Source organism: Massilia sp. GCM10023247, assembly GCF_042653325.1.
In the GTDB taxonomy this organism is placed as follows: Bacteria; Pseudomonadota; Gammaproteobacteria; order Burkholderiales; family Burkholderiaceae_D; genus Telluria.
Genome location: NZ_JBHSIB010000002.1, coordinates 134,106 through 156,294, shown reverse-complemented (window position 1 = coordinate 156,294; position 22,189 = coordinate 134,106). Strand labels below are relative to the sequence as shown.

Annotated in this window: 21 protein-coding genes; 7 read left to right on the top strand and 14 right to left on the bottom strand. The window is 64.7% G+C overall.

Annotated elements, in window-relative coordinates:
• Window positions 1–259: 259 nt before the first annotated feature.
• Window positions 260–835 (bottom strand): hypothetical protein, encoded by a 576-nt coding sequence (locus tag ACFPAH_RS00695; protein WP_379739116.1) that lies wholly within the window; start codon window positions 833–835, stop codon window positions 260–262.
• 294 nt (window positions 836–1,129) lie between these two features.
• A complete protein-coding gene (locus ACFPAH_RS00690) occupies window positions 1,130–1,591 on the bottom strand; it encodes a hypothetical protein (protein ID WP_379739113.1) in 462 nt (153 codons plus the stop codon).
• Between the two features lie 369 nt (window positions 1,592–1,960).
• Between ACFPAH_RS00690 and ACFPAH_RS00685 the strand changes: the two genes are divergently transcribed.
• A complete protein-coding gene (locus tag ACFPAH_RS00685) occupies window positions 1,961–3,151 on the top strand; it encodes a sensor domain-containing diguanylate cyclase (protein ID WP_379739110.1) in 1,191 nt (396 codons plus the stop codon).
• Window positions 3,152–3,155: 4 nt separating this feature from the next.
• Here the strand turns inward: ACFPAH_RS00685 and ACFPAH_RS00680 are convergent, their stop codons facing one another.
• The 6 genes from ACFPAH_RS00680 to ACFPAH_RS00655 form a co-directional block, all read right to left on the bottom strand.
• On the bottom strand, window positions 3,156–3,869 hold the full coding sequence (locus ACFPAH_RS00680) for an ABC transporter ATP-binding protein (RefSeq protein ID WP_379739107.1): 714 nt from the start codon (window positions 3,867–3,869) through the stop codon (window positions 3,156–3,158).
• Complete coding sequence (locus ACFPAH_RS00675; protein WP_379739104.1) at window positions 3,862–5,064, bottom strand: ABC transporter permease; 1,203 nt, start codon at window positions 5,062–5,064, stop codon at window positions 3,862–3,864. The genes ACFPAH_RS00680 and ACFPAH_RS00675 overlap by 8 nt, the downstream gene beginning before the upstream one ends.
• A gap of 5 nt (window positions 5,065–5,069) precedes the next feature.
• The gene (locus ACFPAH_RS00670) at window positions 5,070–6,299 is read right to left on the bottom strand and encodes an efflux RND transporter periplasmic adaptor subunit (RefSeq protein WP_379739101.1); all 1,230 of its coding nucleotides are present in this window, start codon (window positions 6,297–6,299) and stop codon (window positions 5,070–5,072) included.
• A gap of 93 nt (window positions 6,300–6,392) precedes the next feature.
• Complete coding sequence (locus tag ACFPAH_RS00665) at window positions 6,393–7,286, bottom strand: hypothetical protein (protein ID WP_379739098.1); 894 nt, start codon at window positions 7,284–7,286, stop codon at window positions 6,393–6,395.
• A gap of 52 nt (window positions 7,287–7,338) precedes the next feature.
• Window positions 7,339–7,926, bottom strand: coding sequence for a TerD family protein (locus ACFPAH_RS00660; RefSeq protein WP_379739095.1), 588 nt, complete (start codon window positions 7,924–7,926; stop codon window positions 7,339–7,341).
• Window positions 7,927–7,987: 61 nt separating this feature from the next.
• A complete protein-coding gene (locus ACFPAH_RS00655) occupies window positions 7,988–9,136 on the bottom strand; it encodes a toxic anion resistance protein (RefSeq protein ID WP_379739093.1) in 1,149 nt (382 codons plus the stop codon).
• Between the two features lie 245 nt (window positions 9,137–9,381).
• Here ACFPAH_RS00655 and ACFPAH_RS00650 point away from each other — a divergent pair, with 245 nt between their 5' ends.
• Window positions 9,382–10,836 (top strand): amidohydrolase family protein, encoded by a 1,455-nt coding sequence (locus tag ACFPAH_RS00650; RefSeq protein ID WP_379739090.1) that lies wholly within the window; start codon window positions 9,382–9,384, stop codon window positions 10,834–10,836.
• Between the two features lie 120 nt (window positions 10,837–10,956).
• Window positions 10,957–12,207 (top strand): DUF819 domain-containing protein, encoded by a 1,251-nt coding sequence (locus ACFPAH_RS00645; RefSeq protein ID WP_379739087.1) that lies wholly within the window; start codon window positions 10,957–10,959, stop codon window positions 12,205–12,207.
• Between the two features lie 140 nt (window positions 12,208–12,347).
• Here the strand turns inward: ACFPAH_RS00645 and ACFPAH_RS00640 are convergent, their stop codons facing one another.
• The 6 genes from ACFPAH_RS00640 to ACFPAH_RS00615 form a co-directional block, all read right to left on the bottom strand.
• A complete protein-coding gene (locus ACFPAH_RS00640; RefSeq protein WP_379739084.1) occupies window positions 12,348–12,863 on the bottom strand; it encodes a TetR/AcrR family transcriptional regulator in 516 nt (171 codons plus the stop codon).
• 38 nt (window positions 12,864–12,901) lie between these two features.
• On the bottom strand, window positions 12,902–13,438 hold the full coding sequence (locus tag ACFPAH_RS00635) for a dihydrofolate reductase family protein (protein ID WP_379739081.1): 537 nt from the start codon (window positions 13,436–13,438) through the stop codon (window positions 12,902–12,904).
• 128 nt (window positions 13,439–13,566) lie between these two features.
• Window positions 13,567–14,103, bottom strand: coding sequence for a hypothetical protein (locus ACFPAH_RS00630; protein WP_379739078.1), 537 nt, complete (start codon window positions 14,101–14,103; stop codon window positions 13,567–13,569).
• Between the two features lie 117 nt (window positions 14,104–14,220).
• A complete protein-coding gene (locus ACFPAH_RS00625) occupies window positions 14,221–14,940 on the bottom strand; it encodes a methyltransferase family protein (protein WP_379739075.1) in 720 nt (239 codons plus the stop codon).
• Window positions 14,941–14,970: 30 nt separating this feature from the next.
• Entirely contained in the window at window positions 14,971–15,681 is a 711-nt protein-coding gene (locus ACFPAH_RS00620) for a methyltransferase domain-containing protein (protein WP_379739072.1), read from the bottom strand.
• Window positions 15,682–15,824: 143 nt separating this feature from the next.
• Window positions 15,825–16,256: an EamA family transporter gene (locus tag ACFPAH_RS00615; RefSeq protein ID WP_379739068.1), complete on the bottom strand. Its 432-nt coding sequence runs from the start codon at window positions 16,254–16,256 to the stop codon at window positions 15,825–15,827.
• 157 nt (window positions 16,257–16,413) lie between these two features.
• Here ACFPAH_RS00615 and ACFPAH_RS00610 point away from each other — a divergent pair, with 157 nt between their 5' ends.
• The 4 genes from ACFPAH_RS00610 (at window position 16,414) to ACFPAH_RS00595 (ending at window position 22,119) form a co-directional block, all read left to right on the top strand.
• Window positions 16,414–18,411 carry an LTA synthase family protein gene (locus ACFPAH_RS00610; RefSeq protein WP_379739065.1) on the top strand — a complete coding sequence of 666 codons (1,998 nt, stop codon included), beginning with the start codon at window positions 16,414–16,416 and terminating at the stop codon, window positions 18,409–18,411.
• Window positions 18,412–18,482: 71 nt separating this feature from the next.
• A complete protein-coding gene (locus ACFPAH_RS00605) occupies window positions 18,483–19,166 on the top strand; it encodes a response regulator transcription factor (RefSeq protein ID WP_379739207.1) in 684 nt (227 codons plus the stop codon).
• Window positions 19,167–19,170: 4 nt separating this feature from the next.
• Window positions 19,171–20,412, top strand: a complete 1,242-nt coding sequence (locus ACFPAH_RS00600) for a sensor histidine kinase (RefSeq protein ID WP_379739061.1) — start codon at window positions 19,171–19,173, stop codon at window positions 20,410–20,412.
• Window positions 20,413–20,478: 66 nt separating this feature from the next.
• Window positions 20,479–22,119: a phosphoethanolamine transferase gene (locus tag ACFPAH_RS00595; RefSeq protein WP_379739058.1), complete on the top strand. Its 1,641-nt coding sequence runs from the start codon at window positions 20,479–20,481 to the stop codon at window positions 22,117–22,119.
• Window positions 22,120–22,189: the final 70 nt, after the last annotated feature.

The following is a 22,189-nucleotide window of genomic DNA, read 5'->3' as shown; positions in this document are numbered from 1 at the left end:
TGTTACGCATAAGATGTACTAACGCAAAGCTTTCTTCTGCATAAGTGACCGACAGGGGACGTGGCCTTCCTGCCTGCGCGCTGCAGAGCAAGGCGTCGAGAGCGATGGGGCTAAATAAAGGTCCGGTCGCTCAGTGGCTTCGATTCCGACCGCGCCACCAGCAATTCGGTAGTCAAAGCAAAACGCCCACTCATGCAAGTGGGCGTTGTGGTTTTCGGGGTAGCCTGCGCCGCCCCCTTGCCGGAGCCGCATCGAACCTTCAGGGTCCGGGATGGGTATTGTCGGGCAAGGACGGAATCGCACGCAGGTATTCGTACATGGCAATCAGCTCCAGCTCGGTCTTTTTGCCGTATATCGGCCAGGGCATCACCTGGACGATCGACCCCGGCGGATCCTTGGGATTGTGCCCGGTGCGCATCATCTGGATGAACTCCCTTCGGGTCAGCCCCGCAGGCCTGCCTGCGCTGTCGGGCGTGATGTTGGCCGCCGTAATGTCCGGCCCAAACTGGCGCCCGCCGGACAGGTACTCCTCGGCATTGAGCCGTTCGGGCTCGCCCTTGAACGGGTCGCCGCCCGGCGAATACGTCGGATGACTGTGGCAGTCGACACAGGCGCTCGTGTTGACGACGTAGCTGCCCAAGCCGACCAGCTGGCGATCCTTGCCCTCCAAATTCAACACCACGCCAGGCGGCACCAGGACAAAGCCACGTTTGACGGGATTCTCGCTATTGATGAAATCCCTCAGACTGTCGGCTGCCGAAACCGAAACGGCGACCGATGCAATCAACGCCGCCGCGACCCAGACGCGACGTTCAGTTCTCAACGGTTTATTCATGTTCACCCCTCCGCCAAACTGGACAATTGCCCGGCAGGTGAGACTGCACGGACGATAATCAGTCTAGCCGCGGCGAATGGCATCGCCGGTCCTTTGGACGGGGATTTGAGATTTATCAAACCAGGTCGGCTGCTGTGCTCCCTTGCAACCGAACTCGTGAAAAACCTTCCGGAGCGTGATTTCGTGAACAGCGCTTGACGGCCAGGAATATCCCAAGCAAAACGCCAACCGATGCAGGTTGGCGTTTTCGTTTGAACATCCTTGCAAGCGCCCGGCAAACGCGAGCGTTCACATTCACTCTTTCCTTTCCCTGAATTCGCCCTCGATCACCGTATCGTCGGTGCTGTTACGGGGGTTGCGGCCACCTGTGAATGTGGAGACAGACGATACCATTCGATCGAATAGCGCTCTCCTCAGCCAGGGGAGGGTCAGAACGAAAGCCGTCGTGAAACCCGTAAACGATGCGGATACGTAATCGCCGCGCGACAGAAAGCTCAACAGACAAAGTGCGAGCAAACTCACGATGAGCGGCCGGCGGACCGGCTTGGGCAGCAGGCCAACAATGCGCAGCTTACCGTTGCGTACCCAAGGGAACCGGGCGAACAGGGCGCCAAGGAGAAAGCCTGTCATGACCCGGCCTGCGCCGAGATGATCGGCCAACACCCCGACGACAAGAAAACCTGTGTAGGTCATCGTGCTGGCCAAGACGGCCAGCACCATTAATGCAACAGCGATCGCCAGCTTTGGCTTGCCCACCGCCGCGCTGATTAAAAAACGTAGGATTTGTGTACTCCTGGAAATGGGTATCGGAAGGCTATCGCAAATTTTAACAGCACTCTCCCGTCTCAGGCTTTTCGATCATTCCCCCTGCGCCGTCTGCCGTGTTTGAATCGCCGCCGCCAGATACAGCGCGCCGCGCGTTCCGTATTACGCTGTATTGTTCTCGTCCGGCTCGGGCGTTATTCCAACGGATTTGCGCAATAGCACCGCGTTGAAGATACCCGGTTTTTGCGGTAAGCTCGCCCACTATTATTTAATTTCTTTTAGGATATATTTAATGCGCCGCGCCATTTTCCCACGCCGCTCGAAATACGGCACTGCGGAGCCGTATCGGCGCGAGGAGAAATGCGCGGCCGCAGCGTCCATTCCCGTGCCGTATCCGATCATATGGACGGCATGACTCCTCCTCTGCCTGTCAGCGAATCCGACCTGAGCGTTGCGCGAGCAACGGGTTTTTCGGAGTGTGTGCTTGCGCTGCGCCGCGCGCTGACCACGACCCCGATTGGCTGGATGCTGGCGGTGTGGTTTTGCTGGGGCATCGTCCCGCAAACCTCGATTGTGCCCTGGCTGGGTACGTCTGCTGTCGTGTGGGCGGCCAGCCTGTGGGTGTTGCAGGTCGTAATCGGCAACGGTTCGGGCTTCGAGCGCTATCGCACGCGCGTGCACTGGGTTGCTGGCCTGGATGGATTTGCCTGGGGCCTCATGACGTGGTTCCTGATGGGGCATGACCCTATCCTGGACGCGACGCTGATGGCGTTGATGTGCGGCGTCGTCGCAGTCAATGCCCAAGTATATGCCACCTACACGCTGGCCTATTATCTGCAAATCGGCACCATTCTCGCCGTTTCGGTACTCGGCTTGCTGCTGCACGTTACCGATCATAAAAGTGCGACGGATTATGCGGCCGGTTTGACCGTATTTATTGCGATCATGGCGTATTACACCCGTGAGATTTCCAAGCGCCTGCTCGAAGGCATTCGCTTGCAGCGCGCCAATGCTTCACTCGCCGAGCGACTGCATGTGGCACTGCAAAAGGTCGAACTGGACGCCGCCACCGACGCGTTAACCGGGCAGGGTAACCGCAGGGCGCTGGACGAACTGCTCAAGCAGCAAGTGGCGCTGTACGGTTCCAGTGGAAAATCGCTTTCCATCCTGATGCTGGACGTCGACTTCTTCAAAATGATCAACGATCGATTCGGTCACATGACGGGCGACGATGTCCTGCGTGCCTTCTCCCAACGGGTACGCGAGCACCTGCGCCCGGGCGATGCTTGTGCGCGTTTTGGCGGTGAGGAGTTTGTCGTCGTCCTGCCCGGGACCAGGCTGGAGGAAGCGCGGGAAGTGGCAGAGCGTTTGCGCCAGGGCGTGGCACGGTCTCCCCTTCTGCGGACCCCGATGGTACAGGTGACGGTATCGATTGGGGTTGCCACCCTGGCGCCCAACCAGACCGTGGGCGACCTGCTCGCCACGGCGGACGCGTCGGTGTATGCCGCCAAGAATGCCGGACGCAACCAGGTGCATGCGTCCTGCGGGTAAGCCGCTAGCCGGACGTCTCGTCGCGCTCGATCCTGCCGTCGAGCAGGCCGATCCGGCGATCGCATTGCTCGGACATGCGCGGATCGTGGGTGACCAGCAATACGGCGCAGCCGAACTCCCGATTAAATTTGCGAAACAGCTGGAACACCTCGGCCGCCGAGCGCGTGTCGAGGTTGCCGGTCGGTTCGTCCGCCAGCAGCAAGGCGGGACGGGTGATCAGTGCGCGGGCCACCGCCACGCGCTGCTGCTGGCCGCCGGAGAGCTGGTCGGGCTTGCGCTGCTCGAGGCCCTCGAGGCCGACCTGCGCCAGCAGGCTGCGGCCCCGTTCCACCTGCTCGCTGGTAGGCTTGCCGGTGGCCACCATCAAGGGCATGAGCACGTTTTCCAGTGCGGTGAAGGCCTGGATCAGGTGGTGGAACTGGAACACGAAGCCGACTGCGCTGCCGCGCAGCGCCGTGCGCCGCGCATCGTCCATCCGGCGCGTCGGTTCGCCCAGCAGGAACAGTTCGCCGGCGGTCGGCTGGTCGAGCAGGCCGATCAGGTTGAGCAGCGTGCTCTTGCCCGAGCCTGAGGCCCCGACGAGTGCGGCGAAGTCGCGCCGCCGCAAGCGCAGGTCAATGCCGTGCAGCACCTCGACCTCGGTCGGTTTTCCCACGTTATAACTTTTGCGCAGCCCGTCCAGGCGCAGCACTTCCTCATGGGCGTCGTGCTCAGACATGGCGGATCGCCTCCACCGGGTCGAGCGCAGCGGCGCGGCGCGCCGGCACGGCGGCGGCCAGGATGCCGGTCAGCGTCGCCAGGGCGGTCGCCGCCAGCGGCAGCCACGGCTTGACAGGGATATAGAACAGTTTCGGCCCGAAGGTGTTGAAGGCGGCGACCAGCCCATAGCCGGCCAGCGCGCCCAGGAAGGAGCCGGCCAGTCCCAGCAGCGCGCCCTGTACCAGGAACACGCGCAGCATCTGCTGGCGCCGGGTGCCCATCGCCCGCAGGATGCCGATCTCGCGCGTGCGCTGCACCACGCTGACCGTCAGCACGCTGGCAATCCCCAGCGCCACGCTCAGGGCGACGAAGGCACTGATCATGCGCGTGGACAGGCTCTGCGAACGCAGGGCGTTCATCAGCTGGCCGTTGGTTTCCATCCAGCTCTCCGCTTTCAGGCCGGTGAGGCGGGCGATGCGCGCTGCAATCTCCTGGGCGTCGAAGATGTCGTCCACGGTCAGGTCGATGACGGTCGCGGCGCCGGGCAGGTTGAGCAGGGACTGGGCCTGCTTCATGTCGAGGTACACATAGCGTGCGTCGAGCTCGCGCACGCCCAGTTCGAAGATGCCGGCGACGTTGACCACGCTCTCGCGGCCCTGGCCGCCATCGAGACGCAGCTTGTCGCCGACCCGCATGCCGAGGTCGGAGGCGAGCTGCTTGCCGATCACGGCCTCGCCGGCGCCGATGCGGAAGGCCCCGGCCACGATGTCGTCCTGGATCGGGATGATGCGCTGGTAGCGCGGCGCGTCGATGCCGACCAGCGCGACCGACTCGAGCGCCTCGCCACGCCGCGCAAAGGCCGGCCCGGAGATCAGCGGCGACACGGCCGTGACGCGCGGCAGGGTATCGAGCACGTCGCGCACCTGCTGCCAGTTGTTGATCGAGCGCAGGCGCTGGGCGCGCTTGTTCTCCAGTACCAGCTGCTCGATGCCCGCGGCGGGCGCCAGGATGCGGTTGCGCTCCTCGGGAGGCTGGACCTTGATGTGGGCCTGGGTGCCCAGGGTGCGCTGAATGATGTTGCCTTGCAGCCCAGTGATCAGCGCGGTCAGGAAGACGATCACGGCCACGCCGACGCCGATGCCGACCAGGATCAGCGTGCTTTGCACCTTGCCTTCACGCAGGAACCTGACGGCAATCGTCCATTCGATCCACATCGGCATCAGTCCAGCTTGACAGGCAACTCGTTGCGGGCGGCCGGGTCGACCGCCATGCCGGCGGGCCGCACCCGCACCCGCTCGCCCTCCGCCAGCGCGGCGCCGGCGTCGGCCAGGATCCAGTCGCCCGCGCGCAGGCCGGCCGTCACCTCGACCTGGGTCAGGCCGCGCAGGCCGAGCTCGACCTTGCGCCGCGTGGCGCGGCCGTTCGCCACTACCCACAGCTGGGCGTGCCTGCCGTCGCCGCCGGCCAGGGCGTCGTTAGGGACGACGATGGCGCGCTCGCGCCGGCCCGTTTCCACATTCACCGACACGGTCATGCCTTCGCGCAGGAAGCCGGGTGCCGGACGCACGTTCAGGCGAATGTCGACCGTGCCCCGTTGCGGATCGACGCTGGGAGCGATGAAGCCGACCCTGGCCGGAAAGACCTGGCGCGGATAGGCGTCGGCCACGCACATGGCAGCCTGGCCGAGCGCCAGCACCTCGAGGTTTTTTTCGTCGATGGGCACGACGATCTCGGTGTCGCCGGCGCGCGCGATCTCGAACAGGACGCGGCCGGGCTGGACCAGGTCCCCGGGTTCGGCGTTGCGGGTCAATACCGTGCCGGCGACTTCGGCGCGGATCGTGGTCTTGGCCAGCTGGGCGCGGGCGCTGGCGAGCCGCGCGCGCGCGGCTGCCTCGCCGGGGTTGCCGGCCTCGAGCGACCGGACAGTCAGGCGTGCCCGCTCGACGGCGGTGCGGGCCACCGTCTCGGCCTGGTTGGCCTGCTCCGCCGCTTCGCGAGTGATCATTTGCCGCTGCAACAAATCGCGCCGGCGCTCGGCTTCGCGCGTCGCCTGGGCCAGCCTCGCTTGCGCTTCGCGCAGGGCTGCCTGGGCCTGTGGCCGGGTCGACTGCAGCAACTCGGCCAGGGCCGCCTCGGCTTCGCGCACAGCCGCTTCCAGCTGATCGGCACGGAGCACCGCCAATACGTCGCCGGGCCGCACCGCATCGCCCTCGCGCACGCGGCGCTCGAGCACCACCCCGGTCACCTCGCTGCCGACCTGCGCGCTCGACACGGCGGCCACGCGGCCGGTGGCAACGACGGTCTGCACCAGCGGCCGCGCCGTCACTTCATAGCCCGGCATGACCGGTCCGCGCATCCGGTGCACGAGGACCCAGGCCAGGACGCCAACGACGAGGAAGGCGGCAAGCAAGAGCGTCCGGCGTTTCTTGATGGATTCGGGAATGCGCATGGTGGCTGTATGGTAGCTCAGATTTCACGTTGGCAACTCCTGCGGCGGCACTGGCCGCAGGCGCGCGCCAGCCCCGCCGGACTGGGTCCGCGACTAGCCGCTACCCTGCGCCTGCGCCATCTCGAGGGCGGGTAGCGTGACCGTCAGGAAAGAAGAGACTTGCGCGAGCAGGTCGGCGGCTTGCTGGCGCACCTGCCCCATCTGCAGCACCGACAGTTCGGCCTGGCGCACCGCCTGCTGGATCAGGGTGCGTCGCTGCAGGAGCGCATCGAGCAAGGCGGCATCCGCGGCGCCGCCGGCCAGTGTCGACACGACGGCCAGCACGGCCCCGTGCAAGCTCAGGTTCTGCGCCGACTCCTCGAGCTGGCGCATGGCGACCTCGCTGTCGGCCATGAGCTGCAGGAGCTGGGCGCGGGCCGAGCTCAGCGCCGGCTTGTATTCGGCAGGCGATGGCGGGCGGCGGAACAGCTTGCCGAACACGCCGCTGGGCGCCCTGGTGCTCTCGAGCGCGGCCTCGAGGAGCGCCGGCACGGCCATTTGGGCGAACTTCAGTACCAGCTCGGTCACCGGCTGGAGCAGCGCGGCCTGCTCCATCAACGGTCCCTCCGCCCACTGCGTGACCAGCGCCAGCCGGACCGGCAGGATGCGGCGGAACAAAGCGGCCAGGCGCGGCTCGGCGTGCGCGAACAAGGCCGGATAGTCGGCCCGGGCAACGGCCAGCGCATCGCGCACCGCTGGGTGGTCCTCGCTCTCGAACAGGGCCTTGGGTGCCGCGACCGGGGCCGGACCCGAGGGTGCCGGCGGCGCCGGAACCTCGTCGAACGAGAGCGCTTTCGGCGGGCTGCCGGAGGCGGGCCGCGCGCTGGCAGCGCCCTCCTCCGTGTCGCCGAAGTCGAACGCCCGCGGCACAGGAGGACGGCCGGCCGGATCCGGCGCAGGTTCCGGCTCCTCGCCGAAGTCGAAGGCCTTGGGCGTCTGCTCAGTCATCGGTCACGACGCGGCGGGAGCGGGCAAGCTGCGCGGCAGGAGCGCCTGGTTCTCAGACGGTGCCGCCGAGCTTGCGGATAAAGGTCGCCAGGTTCAGTTTGAAGCCGGCGCCCACGGCCTGGAAGCGCCACTCGCCATCCTTGCGGTACAGCGAGCCGAACTGCAGGGCGGTCTTGTCCGAGTAGTCTTCGTCCAGGTCATATTCCGCGAGCGTTTCGCCGGTCTCGTCGTTGTACACCTTGACGTAGGCGTCGTTGACACTGCCGAAGGTCTGCTTGCGCGCCTCGGCCTCGTGGATGGTGACCACGATCGGCATCTCGACGACCTCCGCTTCGACCTTGTCCAGGTCGACGGTGATGACTTCGTCGTCGCCGTCCTTGTCGCCCGTGCGGTTGTCGCCGGAGTGGACGACGGCGCCGTCGGGCGAGGTGGTGTGGTTGTAATAGACGAAGTGGGCGTTGCTGAGCATGACCGGGTCGTCGTTCGCGTTCTTCTTGCACAGGAACACCGACGAGTCGAGGTCGAAGGCGTGGCCTGCGGCCGCGTTGACCTTCCATCCGAGGCCGATACGGACACGCTTCAAGCCTGGGGCGGTTTTTGCGAGATTGATGCGATGGCCAGTTTGTAGCGTCGTCGACATGACTTTCCTTTGATCGTGAATAGGTGTGTTGGCTGGAATGCGCGCCCGGGCGTGTCCGCGCCTATGCCGAAGCGGGCGAGCCGGTTGCGGAAAACCGCGCGATCAGCTCGCGCTCGAGTTCCTGCAGTTTCGGCAGCTCGTCCTTGCGGCGCTGCCGGCCTTCCTGCGAGATGTGCTCGAGCTTGTCGAAGGCGGTGATCAGCTGGGCCTGGACGTGCTGGGCGGTTTCCAGGCTGACCAGGGAACGCTGTTTGGCGCGCGCCACGGTCTCGGTATTTTCCAGCAGCATGTCCGCCTGGGCCCGGAATGCGGCGTCGGTCGCGTCGTAGGCAGCGTTGGCGACCGCCGCGCTCTGCTTGGCCTCCAGTTGCAGCAGGTAGAGCGAGAACACGTTGCGCCAGGCGGGGATCGACACGTTGACGATATCGGTGAAGGTGTCCGTCAGCGCCCGCGCATTGTCCTGCGACAGGCGGATCTGCGGCACCATCTGCGTGGCCATCAGCATGGCGCGGCGCAGATCGTCGATGCGTTTTTCGAGACGCTCGAGGCGGCGCTTGAGCTCGGTGGCCTGCTGCGCCTCGAAGGCGTTCGCGGGTGCGGCCTGCTGCGCGACCGCCTGCCTGAGCTGGGCCGCCCAATGTTCGCCCTTCTTCACGTCGGCATCGAGGCCCTGGTAATAGGTTTCCAGGCCCTTGTACATCTCGTCGAAATCCTGGATGCGCCCCCTGTGCACGTTGGCGTGGCGCGTCATTTCCGCGACCAGGGTGTCCATGCGCGATTCGACCACCTGGTATTGCGACAGCATCTTTTCCTTGACCGAGCCGAACATGTTCGTCACGCGCGACAACAGCCCGCCCGAACGGAGCTTGGCCGGGTCCAGTCCCTTGGAGGTGGCGATCAATTCGTTCAGCTGCGTGCCGAACACATCCGCATCGGACGCGCGCACCGTGCCGAGCAGCTTGGCCGACACTTTCGCCACGCCCGCGCCGGTGGCGCTGCCCAGGGCCTCGATGGCCTTGTCGTCGATGCCGGAGACATCGATGCCGGCCACTGGCGCCGGGTTCGCCTCCGCAAGCGATGCAGGCAGCAGGTCCGGCGTACGGGCAGGATCGAACAGCGGCGCCAGCGCGGGCGCCGCTGCTGGGGCTGGCGCCGGGGGCGTCGTGGATGCTGCGTTCGCTTCTTCGTCGGAGGAGAACAGCGGTTTCATGGGATTCCTTCAGGGTGAAGTGACAACATGAATAGCTTACCACTGGAGAACCTGGCTGAGCGAGTATCGGTTGCGGCGCCCCCTGGCGTCAAAGGCGGTCGTGCGATGCCGTCCTGTGCCAGCGGATGCGGCAAGTGAGCTCTGGAAACGCAAGTAGCGAATCTTTGCATACAAAGAGAAAACAGACGCGAACAGGCTTTTAGCTTAGCATTGCTTTTCGTTTCGAATTACCCGAAAGAAAAAATATGCAACTTAAGCAAATCAGTGTCGCCCTCCTTGCCGCCTTCCTTGCGCAACACGCCTGGGCGGCGAAGCCGATTGCCGCCGATCTCGCGCTGACCTCCGCCACCATCGTCGACGTCCAGGGTGGTGCCCTGGTCAAAGGAAAGACGGTCCTGCTCAAGGGCGATTCCATCATCGCCGTGGTCGACGACAAAGCCCTGAAGAACTATGCCCCCAGGAAGACCGTGCGCCTGCCCGGCAAATACCTGATGCCGGGCCTGTGGGACTCGCACGTGCACTTCGGCACCGGCGAGGCCGACCAGGCCAGCGCCCGGCAGATCGAAGAAAACAAGCGCCTGCTGCCCTTGTACCTGGCGCATGGCATCACCGCCGTGCGCGACTGCGCGGGCGATATGGCCCACACCGTGCTGGACTGGCGCGCCCAGGTCGCTGCCGGCACCTTGGAAGGGCCGACCATTTTCACCTCGGGCCCCAAGCTCGAAGGTCCGAAGCCGATCTGGAAGGGCGTGATCGAAGTGGCCACGGTGGACGAGGTCGGCCCGGCACTCGACAAGTTGCAGGCGCAGAAGGTGGACTTCGTCAAGATCACGGAAAGCACGATGCTCCCGCCCGTCTACCTGGAAGTGCTGAAACAGGCCAAGGCACGCGGCATGCGCACCTCGGCCCACATCCCTGCGCAATTGACCCTGGACGAAGTTGCCAGTCACGGCCTGGGCACCATCGAACACCAGGGCTACCTGCTGCGCGCGGCGAGCCCGCGCGAACGCGAGCTCACTGCCCAGGTCGCCGCAGGCAAGCTGACCGGCCGCCAGGCCGCGGTCCTGAGCCTGGCGAGCTACGACGAGGCGAGCGCGCGCGCCGCATTTCGCCGGCTGGCCGCGGCCGGCACCGCAGTGGTACCCACGCTCAACGGCTCCTTCGTCACCAGTTACCTGGACCAGGACGACCATCGCCACGACAGCTACCTGCAATACATCGGCAAGAGCCTGCGCGCGACCTACGACTGGCGCGTGCAGCGCGCGGCGAAGGACGACGCGGCGGCGATTGCACTGCGCCACGCGACCATCGAAAAGGCGGCCGGCTTGCTGCCGATCCTGGCCCAGGAAGGCGTGCGCATCATTGCCGGCACCGACGCGGGCTTCCTCAATTCCTTCAACTATCCGGGCGTGGCGCTGCACGACGAGCTCGCGATTTTCGTCAAGTACGGGCTGACGCCAACCCAGGCACTGCAAAGCGCGGTGGTGGAAGGGCCGCGCTTCCTCGGCAAGCTCGACCGCTATGGAAGCGTCGAGCAGGGCAAGCTGGCCGACCTGATCGTCCTGGACGCCGATCCCCTGCAGGACATCGGGGCCCTGCGCAAGCTGCGCCTGGTGGTCAGCCGCGGCAAGGTCTACGACCGGGCACAACTGGACAAGCTGCTGGCCGATACCAAAGCCTGGGTCGCCGCCGAGCAGTGACGGCCAGGGCTGCCATTCCGTTGACGATACGGATGAGCCCGGCCATACTCGCGGATTCTCGACTGTCGAGCTGCACAGTGCCGGGCCCGCAAGGGCTGCGGCACGCAACCCGGAGCCTGCATGCCCCCTGTATCGTCCCCCCTGATCACCAATGATGCCGTCATCTTCGGCATGCTGTTCGCCATCCTCGGCGCCGTCCTCTGGACCGCCGCGCGCGAGGATGGTTTCTGGAAAAAATTCTATAGCTATGTGCCGGCCCTGCTGCTGTGCTACCTGCTGCCGTCGCTGCTCAACACGCTCGGCGTGATCGACGGCACCGCCTCGAAGCTGTATCCGATGGCGCGCGACTACCTGCTGCCGGCTTCCCTGGTGCTGCTGTGCGTGGCGATCGACTTCAAGTCGATCGTCCGTCTGGGGCCGAAAGCGATCATCATGTTCCTGACCGGCACCGCCGGCATCATGCTGGGCGGCCTGTTCGCGTTCGAAGCGATGCGGGTGATCCACCCCGAGACCGTGACCGGCGAAACCTGGCGCGGCATGACGACGATCGCCGGCTCCTGGATCGGGGGCGGCGCCAACCAGGTGGCCATGCGCGAGGTGTTCAATGTGGACGCCACCATGTTCGGCCAATTCGTCGCCGTCGACGTGCTGATCGGTAACCTGTGGATGGCGATCCTGCTGCTCATGGCCAGCCGCGCCGCCGCCTTCGACCGCTGGACCGGCGCCGACCTGACGGCGCTGAACCGCCTGCGCGACAGCATCGAGCAATACCAGGCGCAACATGCGCGCATCCCCAGCACCACCGACATCATGGTGATCCTGGGGATCGGCTTCGCCGCGACCGGCCTGTCGCATTTCCTGTCGCAACTGATGGTCGGCTGGGTCTCGACCCTGCCCGCCGAGTGGCGCCTGCAGGACTACAGCCTGACCTCGGGCTTCTTCTGGATCGTCGTGATCGCCACGACCGCAGGCCTGCTGCTCAGTTTTACCAGGGCGCGCACCTATGAAGGCGCGGGCGCTTCGCGCATCGGCACCGTGATGCTCTACGTGCTGGTTGCCACGATCGGCATGCAGATGGACCTGAGCGCCCTGCTCGACCGCCCGTGGCTGTTCCTGCTGGGCCTGATCTGGATCGCGTTCCACGGCGGCCTGATGATCCTGATGGCCAAGCTGATCCGCGCACCGCTGTTCATGATGGCGGTCGGCTCGCAGGCGAACGTCGGCGCGGCGGCCTCGGCACCGGTGGTGGCGAGCGCCTTCCACCCGGCGCTGGCTCCGGTGGGCGTCTTGCTGGCCGTGCTCGGGTATGCGCTCGGCACCTACTGCGCCTACATTACCGGGGTGGCCCTGCGCGGGCTGGCCGGCGCCTGACCGGCAGCAGGACCTCACCAACAAGCATGCCACCCTCGGGTGGCATGCTTGTTGGGCGAAGCGTTTTCAGGGGCGATTCGGCGCTACCTGGAGCGGCTGTGCATACGCTTGCGCACTCGCTGCCTCCGCAATAGCGGGGCTCAATCCTGGAGCCGCGCCAACAGGCACGCCAAGGCTTGCCGGTACTGTTCCCGTAGCAAAACCGCGTGCTCCTGGTTTGCTCCGGCAGAGATGAGCGCCAGGCCACTGCCGTGCGCATGATCGACGAGGATATCGCGCCAAAGAAGGTGATCCGCCGAGAGGGCCGCAAGCAGCGAGGTCAGCCGGTCAGTGATGAGCCGGACCGCGCCGGCGAACGCTTTAGGTTCGGCAAAAATTTCGAGCGTGAGCTGAGGATGCCGGCTTACCGCATCGTGATAACGGGTCAGTAGCGTCTGGATTTCGAGGCGCGGGTTTGCCGGTACGGGGTTCACGTCCAGCACGTCGCCGTAGACCCGCTCTGCCAACGCCAGCAACAGCCCCGCACGATCGACGACGTGGTGGTAAAGACTCATCGGGGTCACATTCAAACGCGCGGCGAGCGCCCGCATCGTCAAACCTTTTCCTCCGCCTTCATCCAGCAGTTGCAGCGCCGCCTCCACGATGTCGTCGCGCATCACGCCCTTGCCCTGCGCGGGACGGCCGCGTGCTCGCGTCACCGGGATACCCGATAGGTCGATTGCACCAATCCTGACGGAAAGCTGCGGCTCGAAACGAGGGTCAGGCCGATATCGTGCGGGAGCGTGCCAAACAAGGATTTGCCGGTGCCGATCATGACCGGCACCGTGGTGATCACCATATCCTCGATCAGCCCATGTTGCAGGAACGAGTGCACCACCTGCCCGCCATCCACATACACTTTGCGCATGTTTTGGTGCGCCAGTTCCGCCATCGTCTGCGCCGGGCTCAGGCTGGAGAAGCGCACCTTTCCTTGTAGCGAATCCGGTACTGGCGTGCCGCTCAGCTGCTTCGACAGGACGACGACCGGCAGATCATAGGGCCAGGTGTCGGACGCCACTGCTTTCTCATAGCTTCCTCGACCCATCACAATCGCATCCATGTCCATGATGAAATCCGCATAGCCGTGATCTTCGGTCGGGTCGTCGCGTTCCAGCAGCCAGCCGATATCGCCGTCCGCCCGCGCAATAAAGCCATCGACGCTCGTCGCAATGAACACATGCCCTGTAATCATGTCGGCCTCCGCTTTAAATATACGCTGTATATTTTATACGATACAGACCGTCACGCAACATTTTCAGGATGGTGGCGCCGCGGCCTGGCGCGGATTGCTGCGATGGCGAGCCAGCGCTTTCGACGCGCTTAACCGGGAATACGCCGCATGACGAACTCCGCGCGCGGCTTGGCATGCCGTTCCAGGCGGTAGGTCAGCACCTGCCCGTCCTCGCTCAGACTGACGGTCCAGAGGTTGGTGTCGGCGCCGGGAACCAGTTTCGCCGTATAGGCGTCGGCCAGGAAGGCCTGCGAGCGTGCCGTGCCGCCCGGCTGCGCCATGCCGCCGTACATGGTGACCGCGTCCGGCGTGCCGTCCGGGTGGCGGTGGTCGTGGCGCAGTTCCAGTCCGGCCGCGTGGCGGGTGAAGATCCAGGTGCGGGAACGGTCCTCGCCGACCTGCACCGGCATGCGCACGCCGGCCGGGTTGCAGTCGACCCGGGTCGAGATCTTCTTGCCGGCGAACTCGCTTTTCGGATCGATCGCATAGGCCAGGCCCCCCTCGAAGCGCTGGCCGCACATGCCTTGCAGCGTCGCCATGAACTGGTCGCGCGTATCGGCAGGAGCCGGGGTGGCGGCACAGCCGGCGAGCAGGCCGGCGGCGAAGACGGGAAGGAAGCGTTGCATGGCGGTGGCGTATCCTGAAGTAAATGCCGAGCATAGCACGCTGGCCCGGCAGCAATGCCTGGACGCGGTCGCCCACCCTCTCCCATTTTCCGACCGTATTTGCAAAGCCATGCCATGCTAGGGCGTGATCACTCCCGACTTTTTGAGGGAGCGTACGAAAACATATGCCGCCAGCCAGAGACCAAATGCGGCAGAAAGCGCGCTGGTTGACGGCAACACCGCCGCGCCTTGCACGTGATAGTCGGACCAGATCTTGACCACTGCCAGAGCCAGTGCCGAGACGAACAAGGTGTTGTATTCCTTGACGAGCACGCGGCGCCAATTGAATTCCATGTTTTCAATCGAATGCCGCCAGCCCTTCCAGCGCGGAATCCAGCGATGGACGCGCCGGCAGTATTGCGCGTACTCGTCACCAAACTGCTCGCTCAAAAAACGCTCTTCAGCCGCAACAATCGACCGATATGCCAGTATCACCAGGGGCAGTACCGTCAGATAGAAAACAAGCGAGTGGACCACCATCGACATACCAATGGCCAGCAGGATATTGCCGACGTACAGGGGGTTGCGGCAATGCGCAAAGACTCCGCCCTGCACCAGCTTGCTGGCATACACCTGCCGATTCCTGCCGCCTCGCTCGATGTAGTCGTAGCCAATCGTCATAATCCTGAGAATCTGCCCGAGCAGGGCGACGAAAACGCCCACCAGATCGAGCATCAGGTTCAGATCGGGACGGTTGAGCGGATAGGTTGGCGTGCCCGCACTGATCGCGACCAGGAAAACGACCGGACCAATACCGTTCCGATAGCGAAAGAAAAAGTTTCCCAAGCTGGCGTTCATTCTTGCTCCCGAAGGTGGCCTTCCGCTTTCTTATTTAATCGCGAGGAATCCTTCGAAACAGACGTATTTTTGCAAGGTGACGATGTCGGTGAAGCCTGCCCGGTTCAACATATCGATATTCCCCTGGGTCGAAAACGGCTCCATCACGCCTTTGATGCTCCTTGCCTTGTTGATGATTTCTGCTTCGCTGAAGCCGTTTTCAAGCTTGAACTCGACATACACCTGGCTGGCATAGTCCTGGAAGCGGCTGTCCGGCGCACGCACTTTCTCGAACATGAAAAACGCCCCGCCCCAGTTCAGCGTTTGATAGATCGCATCGACGAGCGTTTGCCGCACACGCGGCGGAAGGAACTGGATCGTGTAATTGGCAACGACCATATCGCAATTGTCGAACTGCACATCGAGCGCATTGCCAAGAACAAATGACAGACGATGGTCCTCGGCTGACAGCTTTTTTGCAAAGCCGATCATGTCCTCGACGGTATCGATGCCGACCAGGCGCAGATTGGCCTTCTGTGGATGGCGCCGGACGAGCTTGGCCAAGAACTGGCCTGTGGAGCAGCCGATGTCATAGACAACACTATCGGGCTTGAGGAAAAAATCACTGTATTGGCATATCAAGTCGTGGCCCTGTTCGTAGAGCGGAATCGACTTCTGGATGTGGTCGTCGAAGTCTTCGCTGATATTCGAAAATGACCACCCAGCATTATGCTGATTGATGTTCTTATCCACGTTAGCCATGTGCCTGTCTCCCACGATAAGTGAACAGTGACGGCGTATGTTGTAAGCAAGACAATGTGTAAAGCGTTATGGTTTCGTTAGCGTGAGGTTAAGTTCCGAACTGATCTGCAGAATATGGTGGAGCGAAACCAGGCCCCGGGTCGTCAGAAGGCAATGATGACGATCGTTCCCAGGATGATCAGTCCTGCCCCGGTCGCCACCTGCCACGTCAGGGCCTCGCCAAGGATGAATACGCCGAGCAATATGGCAATGGCGACACTCAGTTTGTCGACCGGTGCCACCACACTGATGGGGCCGAGCTGGAGCGCCCGGTAGTAGCACAGCCACGACAAGCCGCTGACAACGCCGGACAAGACGAGCCATAGCCAGCTGCGCTGCGGTATGGACCCGAGCGGCTGCCATTCCGAACGGGACAACACGATGGAAAGCGTGACGGCGGCGATCACCGCCGTTCGGATCAGGGTCGCCATATTCGAATTCACGCCGGCGACACCGAGCTTGCCGAAGAACGCCGTCAGCGCGGCAAAGAATGCTGAACCGAGGGCAAATGGGATCCATGATGGAATGGTCGACATGTGAAATCCTTGTTGAGAAGGAAAATAGCCACACCGGGAAAGCAGCCGTTCTTAACGTAGAATTAACCTGAACTTAACGGCTCGGAGACGCGCACTTCTCTACAATGCGCCGGTTCGGCGGCCCGAACTGGCCGCTTCCCCACCGTACATCGAGCACATGAAGAACGCAACCGTCCGTCCAGCAGGAGCGCCTCTGTTTTCCGTACCAGACCGGCCGCGCTGGTGGCACCGGACCGGCCCCTACCTCCACCTCTGCTACCTGTTGGCGGGGGGGCTGCTGATGCTGTCCATCTCGCGCGTGGCGCTCGTGGCATGGCAGCGCGAGCGGGTGCAAGCGGCCGGCGTCCTGGACCAGATCTTCGTGCAGGGCATCCGCGCCGACCTGATCCTGCTCGGCTATTTTCTGGTGATCCCCCTGCTGCTCGCGCCCTTCCTCGCGCACCGGAGGAGCGCGCGCCTGTGGGCCAGGCTGAGCGCGTGGTGGGCGACCTTTGCCCTGGTCCTGATCGGCTTCATGGAACTGGCCTCGCCCCAGTTCATCCTGCAATACGACGTGCGGCCGAACCGCCTGTTCGTCGAATACCTGTCGTATCCGGTCGAAGTATTCGGCACCCTGTGGAACGGCTACCGCCTGGTGCTGGTGCTGACGCTGGCCGCCACCGTGCTGCTCGCCCTGGGCCTGCATCGCCTGCTCCAGCGCGCCTCGAACGGCATGACCATGTGGCCGGCCAAGAAGCTGCTGCTCACCTGGCCGCTGCTGGTGCTGGTGGTGGTGATGCAGATCCGCTCGACCACGGCGCACCGGCCCGCCAACCCTGCCCTGTTCGCGCTCTCCGGCGACGCCCTGGTCAATTCGCTGGTCATCAATTCGGCCTGGTCGGTCCTCGATGCGATCGGTTCGCTGCGCAAGGAAGCGAGTTCCTCGGAAATCTACGGCACCATGCCGCGCGAGCACATCCTGGCCGAGGTGAGGTCGGCGCCCTGGCTGAGCGGCTACCAGTTCACGTCTCCCGAGCTTCCGACCCTGCACCACCAGCCGGCAGCGCTGCCGCGCAACAAGCCGCTGAACCTGGTCATCGTGCTCGAGGAAAGCCTGGGCGCGACCTTCGTGCAGTCGCTGGGCGGCTTGCCCGTCACGCCCGAACTCGAAAAGCTCAAGCACGAGGGCTGGTGGTTCGAGCAGCTGTATGCGACCGGCACGCGCTCGGTGCGCGGCATCGAAGCGGTCGTCGCCGGCTACGCCCCGACCCCGGCGCGCAGCGTCGTCAAACTGTCGCTGGCGCAGCAGAATTTTTATACGCTGGCGCTCGGCCTGGGCAAGCAGGGCTACCAGACTGAATTCGTGTATGGCGGCGAAGCCCACTTCGACAACATGCGCCGCTTCTTCACCGGCAACGGCTTCCAGAACGTGGTCGACCGCCAAAGCATGCAGCCGCGCTTCGAGGGCAGCTGGGGCGCCTCGGACGAAGACCTGTTCGATACGGCCCTGCAACGCCTGAGCCAGCTGCACGCCCAGGACAAGCCCTTCTTCAGCTTGATTTTTACCTCGTCCAACCACGACCCGTTTGAGTTCCCGGACGGAAAAATCGACTTGCACGACCCGGTCAAGCAAAGCGTCAACAACGCCGTCAAATACGCGGACTTCGCGCTCGGCAAATTCATCCGCGCCGCCAAACAGCAGGCCTACTGGCGCGACACCGTGTTCCTGATCGTGGCCGACCACGACAACCGGGTCTACGGCGACAGCCTGGTGCCGATCAAGAAGTTTCACATTCCCGGCCTGATCCTCGGCGCCGGCATCGAGCCGAAGCGCATCCAGACCGTCGCCAGCCAGGTCGACCTGGGGCCGACGCTGCTGTCGCTGCTCGGGGTGTCCAGCACGCACCCGATGATCGGCCGCGACCTCGCCCGCGACAGCAGCGGGCCGGGACGGGCCATGCTCCAGTTCAATAATTATTTTGCGTGGCTGGAAGGCTCGTCGGCCACCATCCTGCGGCCCCAGCAGCCGCCCCTGCAGGGCCGCTACGATGCGGCCAGCGGCGAGCTGGCGCTGGACGGCGGCGTGCCCGACCAGGCCCTCGTCGACCGCGCCATGGCCCACGTCATGCTGCCTTCGCTGCTCTACCGCGAGCAGCGTTACCGGTTGCCGAAATGAGCATGCCGCCCGCCCCGCCCGAGCGCCGCCAAGGTAGCGCCGCGCCCGACGCCACGCTCTATAATGGCCCGATGCGCATACTCATCATCGAAGACAACGCCGACATCGTCGCCAACCTGTATGGCTTCCTCGAACCGAAGGGCTATGTGCTCGATTCGGCGCCGAACGGCTATGGCGGGCTGGCCCTCGCCAGCGAGCACGACTACGATGCGATCGTGCTCGACGTGATGCTGCCGGGCCTGAACGGGCTCGAGATGTGCCAGAAACTGCGCGGCGAACTGCGCAAGAACACGCCGGTGCTGATGCTGACCGCGCGCGATACGCTGGCAGACAAGGTGGCCGGCTTCGACAGCGGCGCCGACGATTACCTGGTCAAGCCGTTCTCGCTGGTCGAACTCGAGGTGCGCCTGAAGGCCCTGGTGCGCCGCGCGCGCGGCACCGGCGCCGCCAGTGCCGTGCTGACGGTGGGCGAGCTCAGCTTCGACACCGAAACCTTCCAGGCCCGGCGCGCCGGCATGCCGCTGACGCTGACCCGGACCGGCTACACCATCCTCAAGCTCCTGATGCGGGAAACCCCGAAAGTGGTGCCGCGCGACCGCATCGAACGCGAGCTGTGGGGCGACAACCCGCCCGACACCGATGCCTTGCGCGTGCACATCCACGCCCTGCGCCAGGCGCTCGACAAACCGTTCGCGCAGCCGATGCTGCAAACGATTGCCAAGATCGGCTACAAGCTCGTGGCGCCGGGCGAATGAGACGATGAGCAAGTCCGATTCGCTGCGGCGGCGCATCACCGTCGCCTACCTGGCATTTGCCGCCGTCTCGTCCGTCTTCTTCGCCATCATCGCTGCGCTCGCCGTCGAAGGGATCGAAGTGCGGCTGGTCGACGAGCGCCTCGAGGAAGTGGCCGCCTGGGCCGGTCCGCGCCATGCCGGCGGCCTGCCGGTCGACATGCCTGCCGGACTCAGCTTTCACCACGGCGCCGGCATCCCGCAATCGCTGCGCGCGCTGCAGCAGGGCGTGCATGAAGTGACGGTCGACGGCGTCGACCTGCACGTGCTGCGCGGGCGCGATACGGCCGGCGAATTCGCCGTCGTCGACCATGCCAGCGCCTACGAACGGATCGAGCTGGTCGTGTATTCGATGTTCGCGGTCGCCTTCCTGGGCTTCATGGGCTTTGCCGTCACCCTCGGCCGCTTCCTCGGGAACCGCATCGTCAACCCGATCGAGGAACTGGCCGAAGCGGTGCAGGCGCGCAAGGCGCAGCTGCCGCTGCAGGAACGCCCCGACGAACTCGGGCTGCTGGCGCGCACGATCGCCGGCCACACGGCGGAGCTGACCCAGTTCCTCGACCGCGAACGCTTTTTTACCGGCGACGTCAGCCATGAGCTGCGCACGCCGCTGACCGTCATCACCGGCGCGGCCGAGCTGCTGCTGGAACAGACGCGGCACGATCCGGCGCTGCACGCGCCGGCCGAGCGGATCTACCGCGCCGCGTGCGACGCCAGCGAGGTCACCGCGATGCTGCTGCGCCTGGCGCGCTCGCCGGAGCGGCTGGAGTGGAGCGCGATGTCGGCGGCCGAGCTGGCCGGCGCCGAGGTCGCCCGCTACCAAAACCTGGTGGCGAACCGGCCGGTCGTGCTGCGCTATGCCGGCGGCCCCGACTTCACCGTGCATGGCGTGCGCGAACTGGTGCTCGCCGCCATCGGCAACCTGGTCCGCAACGCCTGCCAGTACACCGAGCAAGGCCAGGTGGCGGTGCGGCTCGAAGACCATAGCGTGATCGTCGAGGATACCGGACCGGGGCTGCCGCCGGCTGCCCGTGCCCGCCTGCGCAACGAGCCGCTGCCGGCCGAGGCGCGCGGCTCGTCCGGCACCGGACTCGGCCTGGGCCTGGTGCAGCGCATCTGCGCCCACCTCGGCGCCGAGCTGATCCTGCACGAGCGGACCTTGGGCAGCTGCATCGAAATCCGCTTTCCCGAAGCGTTAACAAGGACTTAACGGGCTGCTGACGGGGGTTTTACGGTGCAGCGGTTAGTGTCGAGGCTTCGACACGGAACGTTGCCTGTGAAACTACCTGCCCTACCGCGCCTGAGTGCGCCGCTACTGACACTGCTGGCCTCCACCTTCCTGGTGCTGGCCTATAACCTGAGCTTCTGGAAAACGTTTTTCGTCGCGACCGGCGGTGCCCGCATCGCGAACCTGCCCGTCTGGCTGGGCGCCTTTGCCGCGCTGGTGCTGTTTTTTAACGCATTCCTTACCCTGGTCAATTTCCGGTTCCTGATCAAGCCGGTGCTGGTGCTGCTGTTCCTGGGCGCGTCCTTCGCTTCGCACTTCATGAATCACTACGGGGTCGTGATCGATGCCTCGATGGTGCAGAACGTGGTCGAGACCGACGTCGGCGAAGCCCATGAGCTGCTGAACTGGCAGATGCTGCAGACCGTGACGCTGCTCGGCATCCTGCCCTCGCTGCTGGTGTGGCGGCTGCCGCTGCGCTTTCCCTCCACCTGGCGTGGCCTGCTGCTCCAGCTCGGCACCGTGGCCGTATCGCTGCTGGCCGTGGCCGGCCTGCTCCTGCTGCTGTTCAAGACCCTGGCGCCGGCCGTGCGCGAGCACCGCGAACTGCGCTTCCTGCTGACCCCGACCAACATGTTCCAGGCCACCCATGGCTACCTGAAACGCAAATGGGCCACGCCCACTGTCATCGCCGCGCTCGGCACCGACGCCGCCAAGGGCGTCAAATGGACGGCCGGCCCGCAGCGCAAGACCGTCACCGTGATCGTCGTCGGCGAAACCGCGCGCGCCATGAATTTCTCCCTGAACGGTTACCGCCGCGAGACCAACCCGCTGCTGGCGCGCCAGGCCGGGCTGATCAATTTCCGCAACGTGAGTTCGTGCGGGACGGCGACGGCGGTCTCGGTCCCCTGCGTGTTCTCGCATTTCACCCGCAGCGACTACACGGCGGACAAGGCCGGCAGCCACGAAGGCTTGCTCGACGTGCTCAAGCATGCGGGCTTCGACGTGCTATGGCGCGACAACAATTCCGGCTGCAAGGGGGTGTGCGACCGCGTGCGCTTCGAGGACCTGGCGCGTCCCCGCCCCGACGACCCGCTCTGCAATACCGAGGAATGCTACGACGAGCGGCTGCTGCGTGACCTGCCCCAGATGATCCGCAATGCGAAACAGGACATGGTGATCGTGCTGCACCAGAAAGGCAGCCACGGGCCGGCCTACTGGAAGCGCTACCCGCCGGGCTTCGGCAAGTTCGGCCCCGTATGCCAGACCAACGAGCTCGAAAATTGTTCGCAGGAGTCCATCGTGGCAGCCTACGACAACACGATCCTGTACACCGATTACTTCCTGAGCAAGACGCTCGACCTGCTGCGCGCCGAGGCGGGAGAAGGCGTCGACACGGCCATGCTGTACTTCTCGGATCACGGCGAGTCGCTGGGCGAGCACAACATGTACCTGCACGGCGCGCCCTATATCCTCTCCCCGGCCGAGCAGCGCCAGGTACCGATGATGCTGTGGCTGTCGGACGGCTTCCGCTCCCGCTTCAGCATCGACCCCAACTGCCTCGCCGCCCGCGCCACCCAGCAGTTCTCGCACGACAACGTGTTCCACTCGGTGCTCGGCCTGCTGAACGTGAGTACCGCCGTCTACAACCCGAAACTGGACATGCTCCAGCCCTGCTCGCGCGATTACTGAGCTTGTAATCCGCGGTGGGCCAGCCTGGCGCAGACCCTGCAAGGGCGCCTCTGCGCCGTCTTGCGCCGCC

Excerpts from the sequence above, each read along its gene's own strand:
- ACFPAH_RS00695 (WP_379739116.1), bottom strand. The coding sequence starts at position 835 with ATGAATAAACCGTTGAGAACTGAACGTCGCGTCTGGGTCGCGGCGGCG.
- ACFPAH_RS00685 (WP_379739110.1), top strand. The coding sequence starts at position 1,961 with ATGCGCGGCCGCAGCGTCCATTCCCGTGCCGTATCCGATCATATGGAC.
- ACFPAH_RS00680 (WP_379739107.1), bottom strand. The coding sequence starts at position 3,869 with ATGTCTGAGCACGACGCCCATGAGGAAGTGCTGCGCCTGGACGGGCTG.
- ACFPAH_RS00675 (WP_379739104.1), bottom strand. The coding sequence starts at position 5,064 with ATGTGGATCGAATGGACGATTGCCGTCAGGTTCCTGCGTGAAGGCAAG.
- ACFPAH_RS00670 (WP_379739101.1), bottom strand. The coding sequence starts at position 6,299 with ATGCGCATTCCCGAATCCATCAAGAAACGCCGGACGCTCTTGCTTGCC.
- ACFPAH_RS00665 (WP_379739098.1), bottom strand. The coding sequence starts at position 7,286 with ATGACTGAGCAGACGCCCAAGGCCTTCGACTTCGGCGAGGAGCCGGAA.
- ACFPAH_RS00660 (WP_379739095.1), bottom strand. The coding sequence starts at position 7,926 with ATGTCGACGACGCTACAAACTGGCCATCGCATCAATCTCGCAAAAACC.
- ACFPAH_RS00655 (WP_379739093.1), bottom strand. The coding sequence starts at position 9,136 with ATGAAACCGCTGTTCTCCTCCGACGAAGAAGCGAACGCAGCATCCACG.
- ACFPAH_RS00650 (WP_379739090.1), top strand. The coding sequence starts at position 9,382 with ATGCAACTTAAGCAAATCAGTGTCGCCCTCCTTGCCGCCTTCCTTGCG.
- ACFPAH_RS00645 (WP_379739087.1), top strand. The coding sequence starts at position 10,957 with ATGCCCCCTGTATCGTCCCCCCTGATCACCAATGATGCCGTCATCTTC.
- ACFPAH_RS00640 (WP_379739084.1), bottom strand. The coding sequence starts at position 12,863 with ATGCGCGACGACATCGTGGAGGCGGCGCTGCAACTGCTGGATGAAGGC.
- ACFPAH_RS00635 (WP_379739081.1), bottom strand. The coding sequence starts at position 13,438 with ATGATTACAGGGCATGTGTTCATTGCGACGAGCGTCGATGGCTTTATT.
- ACFPAH_RS00630 (WP_379739078.1), bottom strand. The coding sequence starts at position 14,103 with ATGCAACGCTTCCTTCCCGTCTTCGCCGCCGGCCTGCTCGCCGGCTGT.
- ACFPAH_RS00625 (WP_379739075.1), bottom strand. The coding sequence starts at position 14,940 with ATGAACGCCAGCTTGGGAAACTTTTTCTTTCGCTATCGGAACGGTATT.
- ACFPAH_RS00620 (WP_379739072.1), bottom strand. The coding sequence starts at position 15,681 with ATGGCTAACGTGGATAAGAACATCAATCAGCATAATGCTGGGTGGTCA.
- ACFPAH_RS00615 (WP_379739068.1), bottom strand. The coding sequence starts at position 16,256 with ATGTCGACCATTCCATCATGGATCCCATTTGCCCTCGGTTCAGCATTC.
- ACFPAH_RS00610 (WP_379739065.1), top strand. The coding sequence starts at position 16,414 with ATGAAGAACGCAACCGTCCGTCCAGCAGGAGCGCCTCTGTTTTCCGTA.
- ACFPAH_RS00605 (WP_379739207.1), top strand. The coding sequence starts at position 18,483 with ATGCGCATACTCATCATCGAAGACAACGCCGACATCGTCGCCAACCTG.
- ACFPAH_RS00600 (WP_379739061.1), top strand. The coding sequence starts at position 19,171 with ATGAGCAAGTCCGATTCGCTGCGGCGGCGCATCACCGTCGCCTACCTG.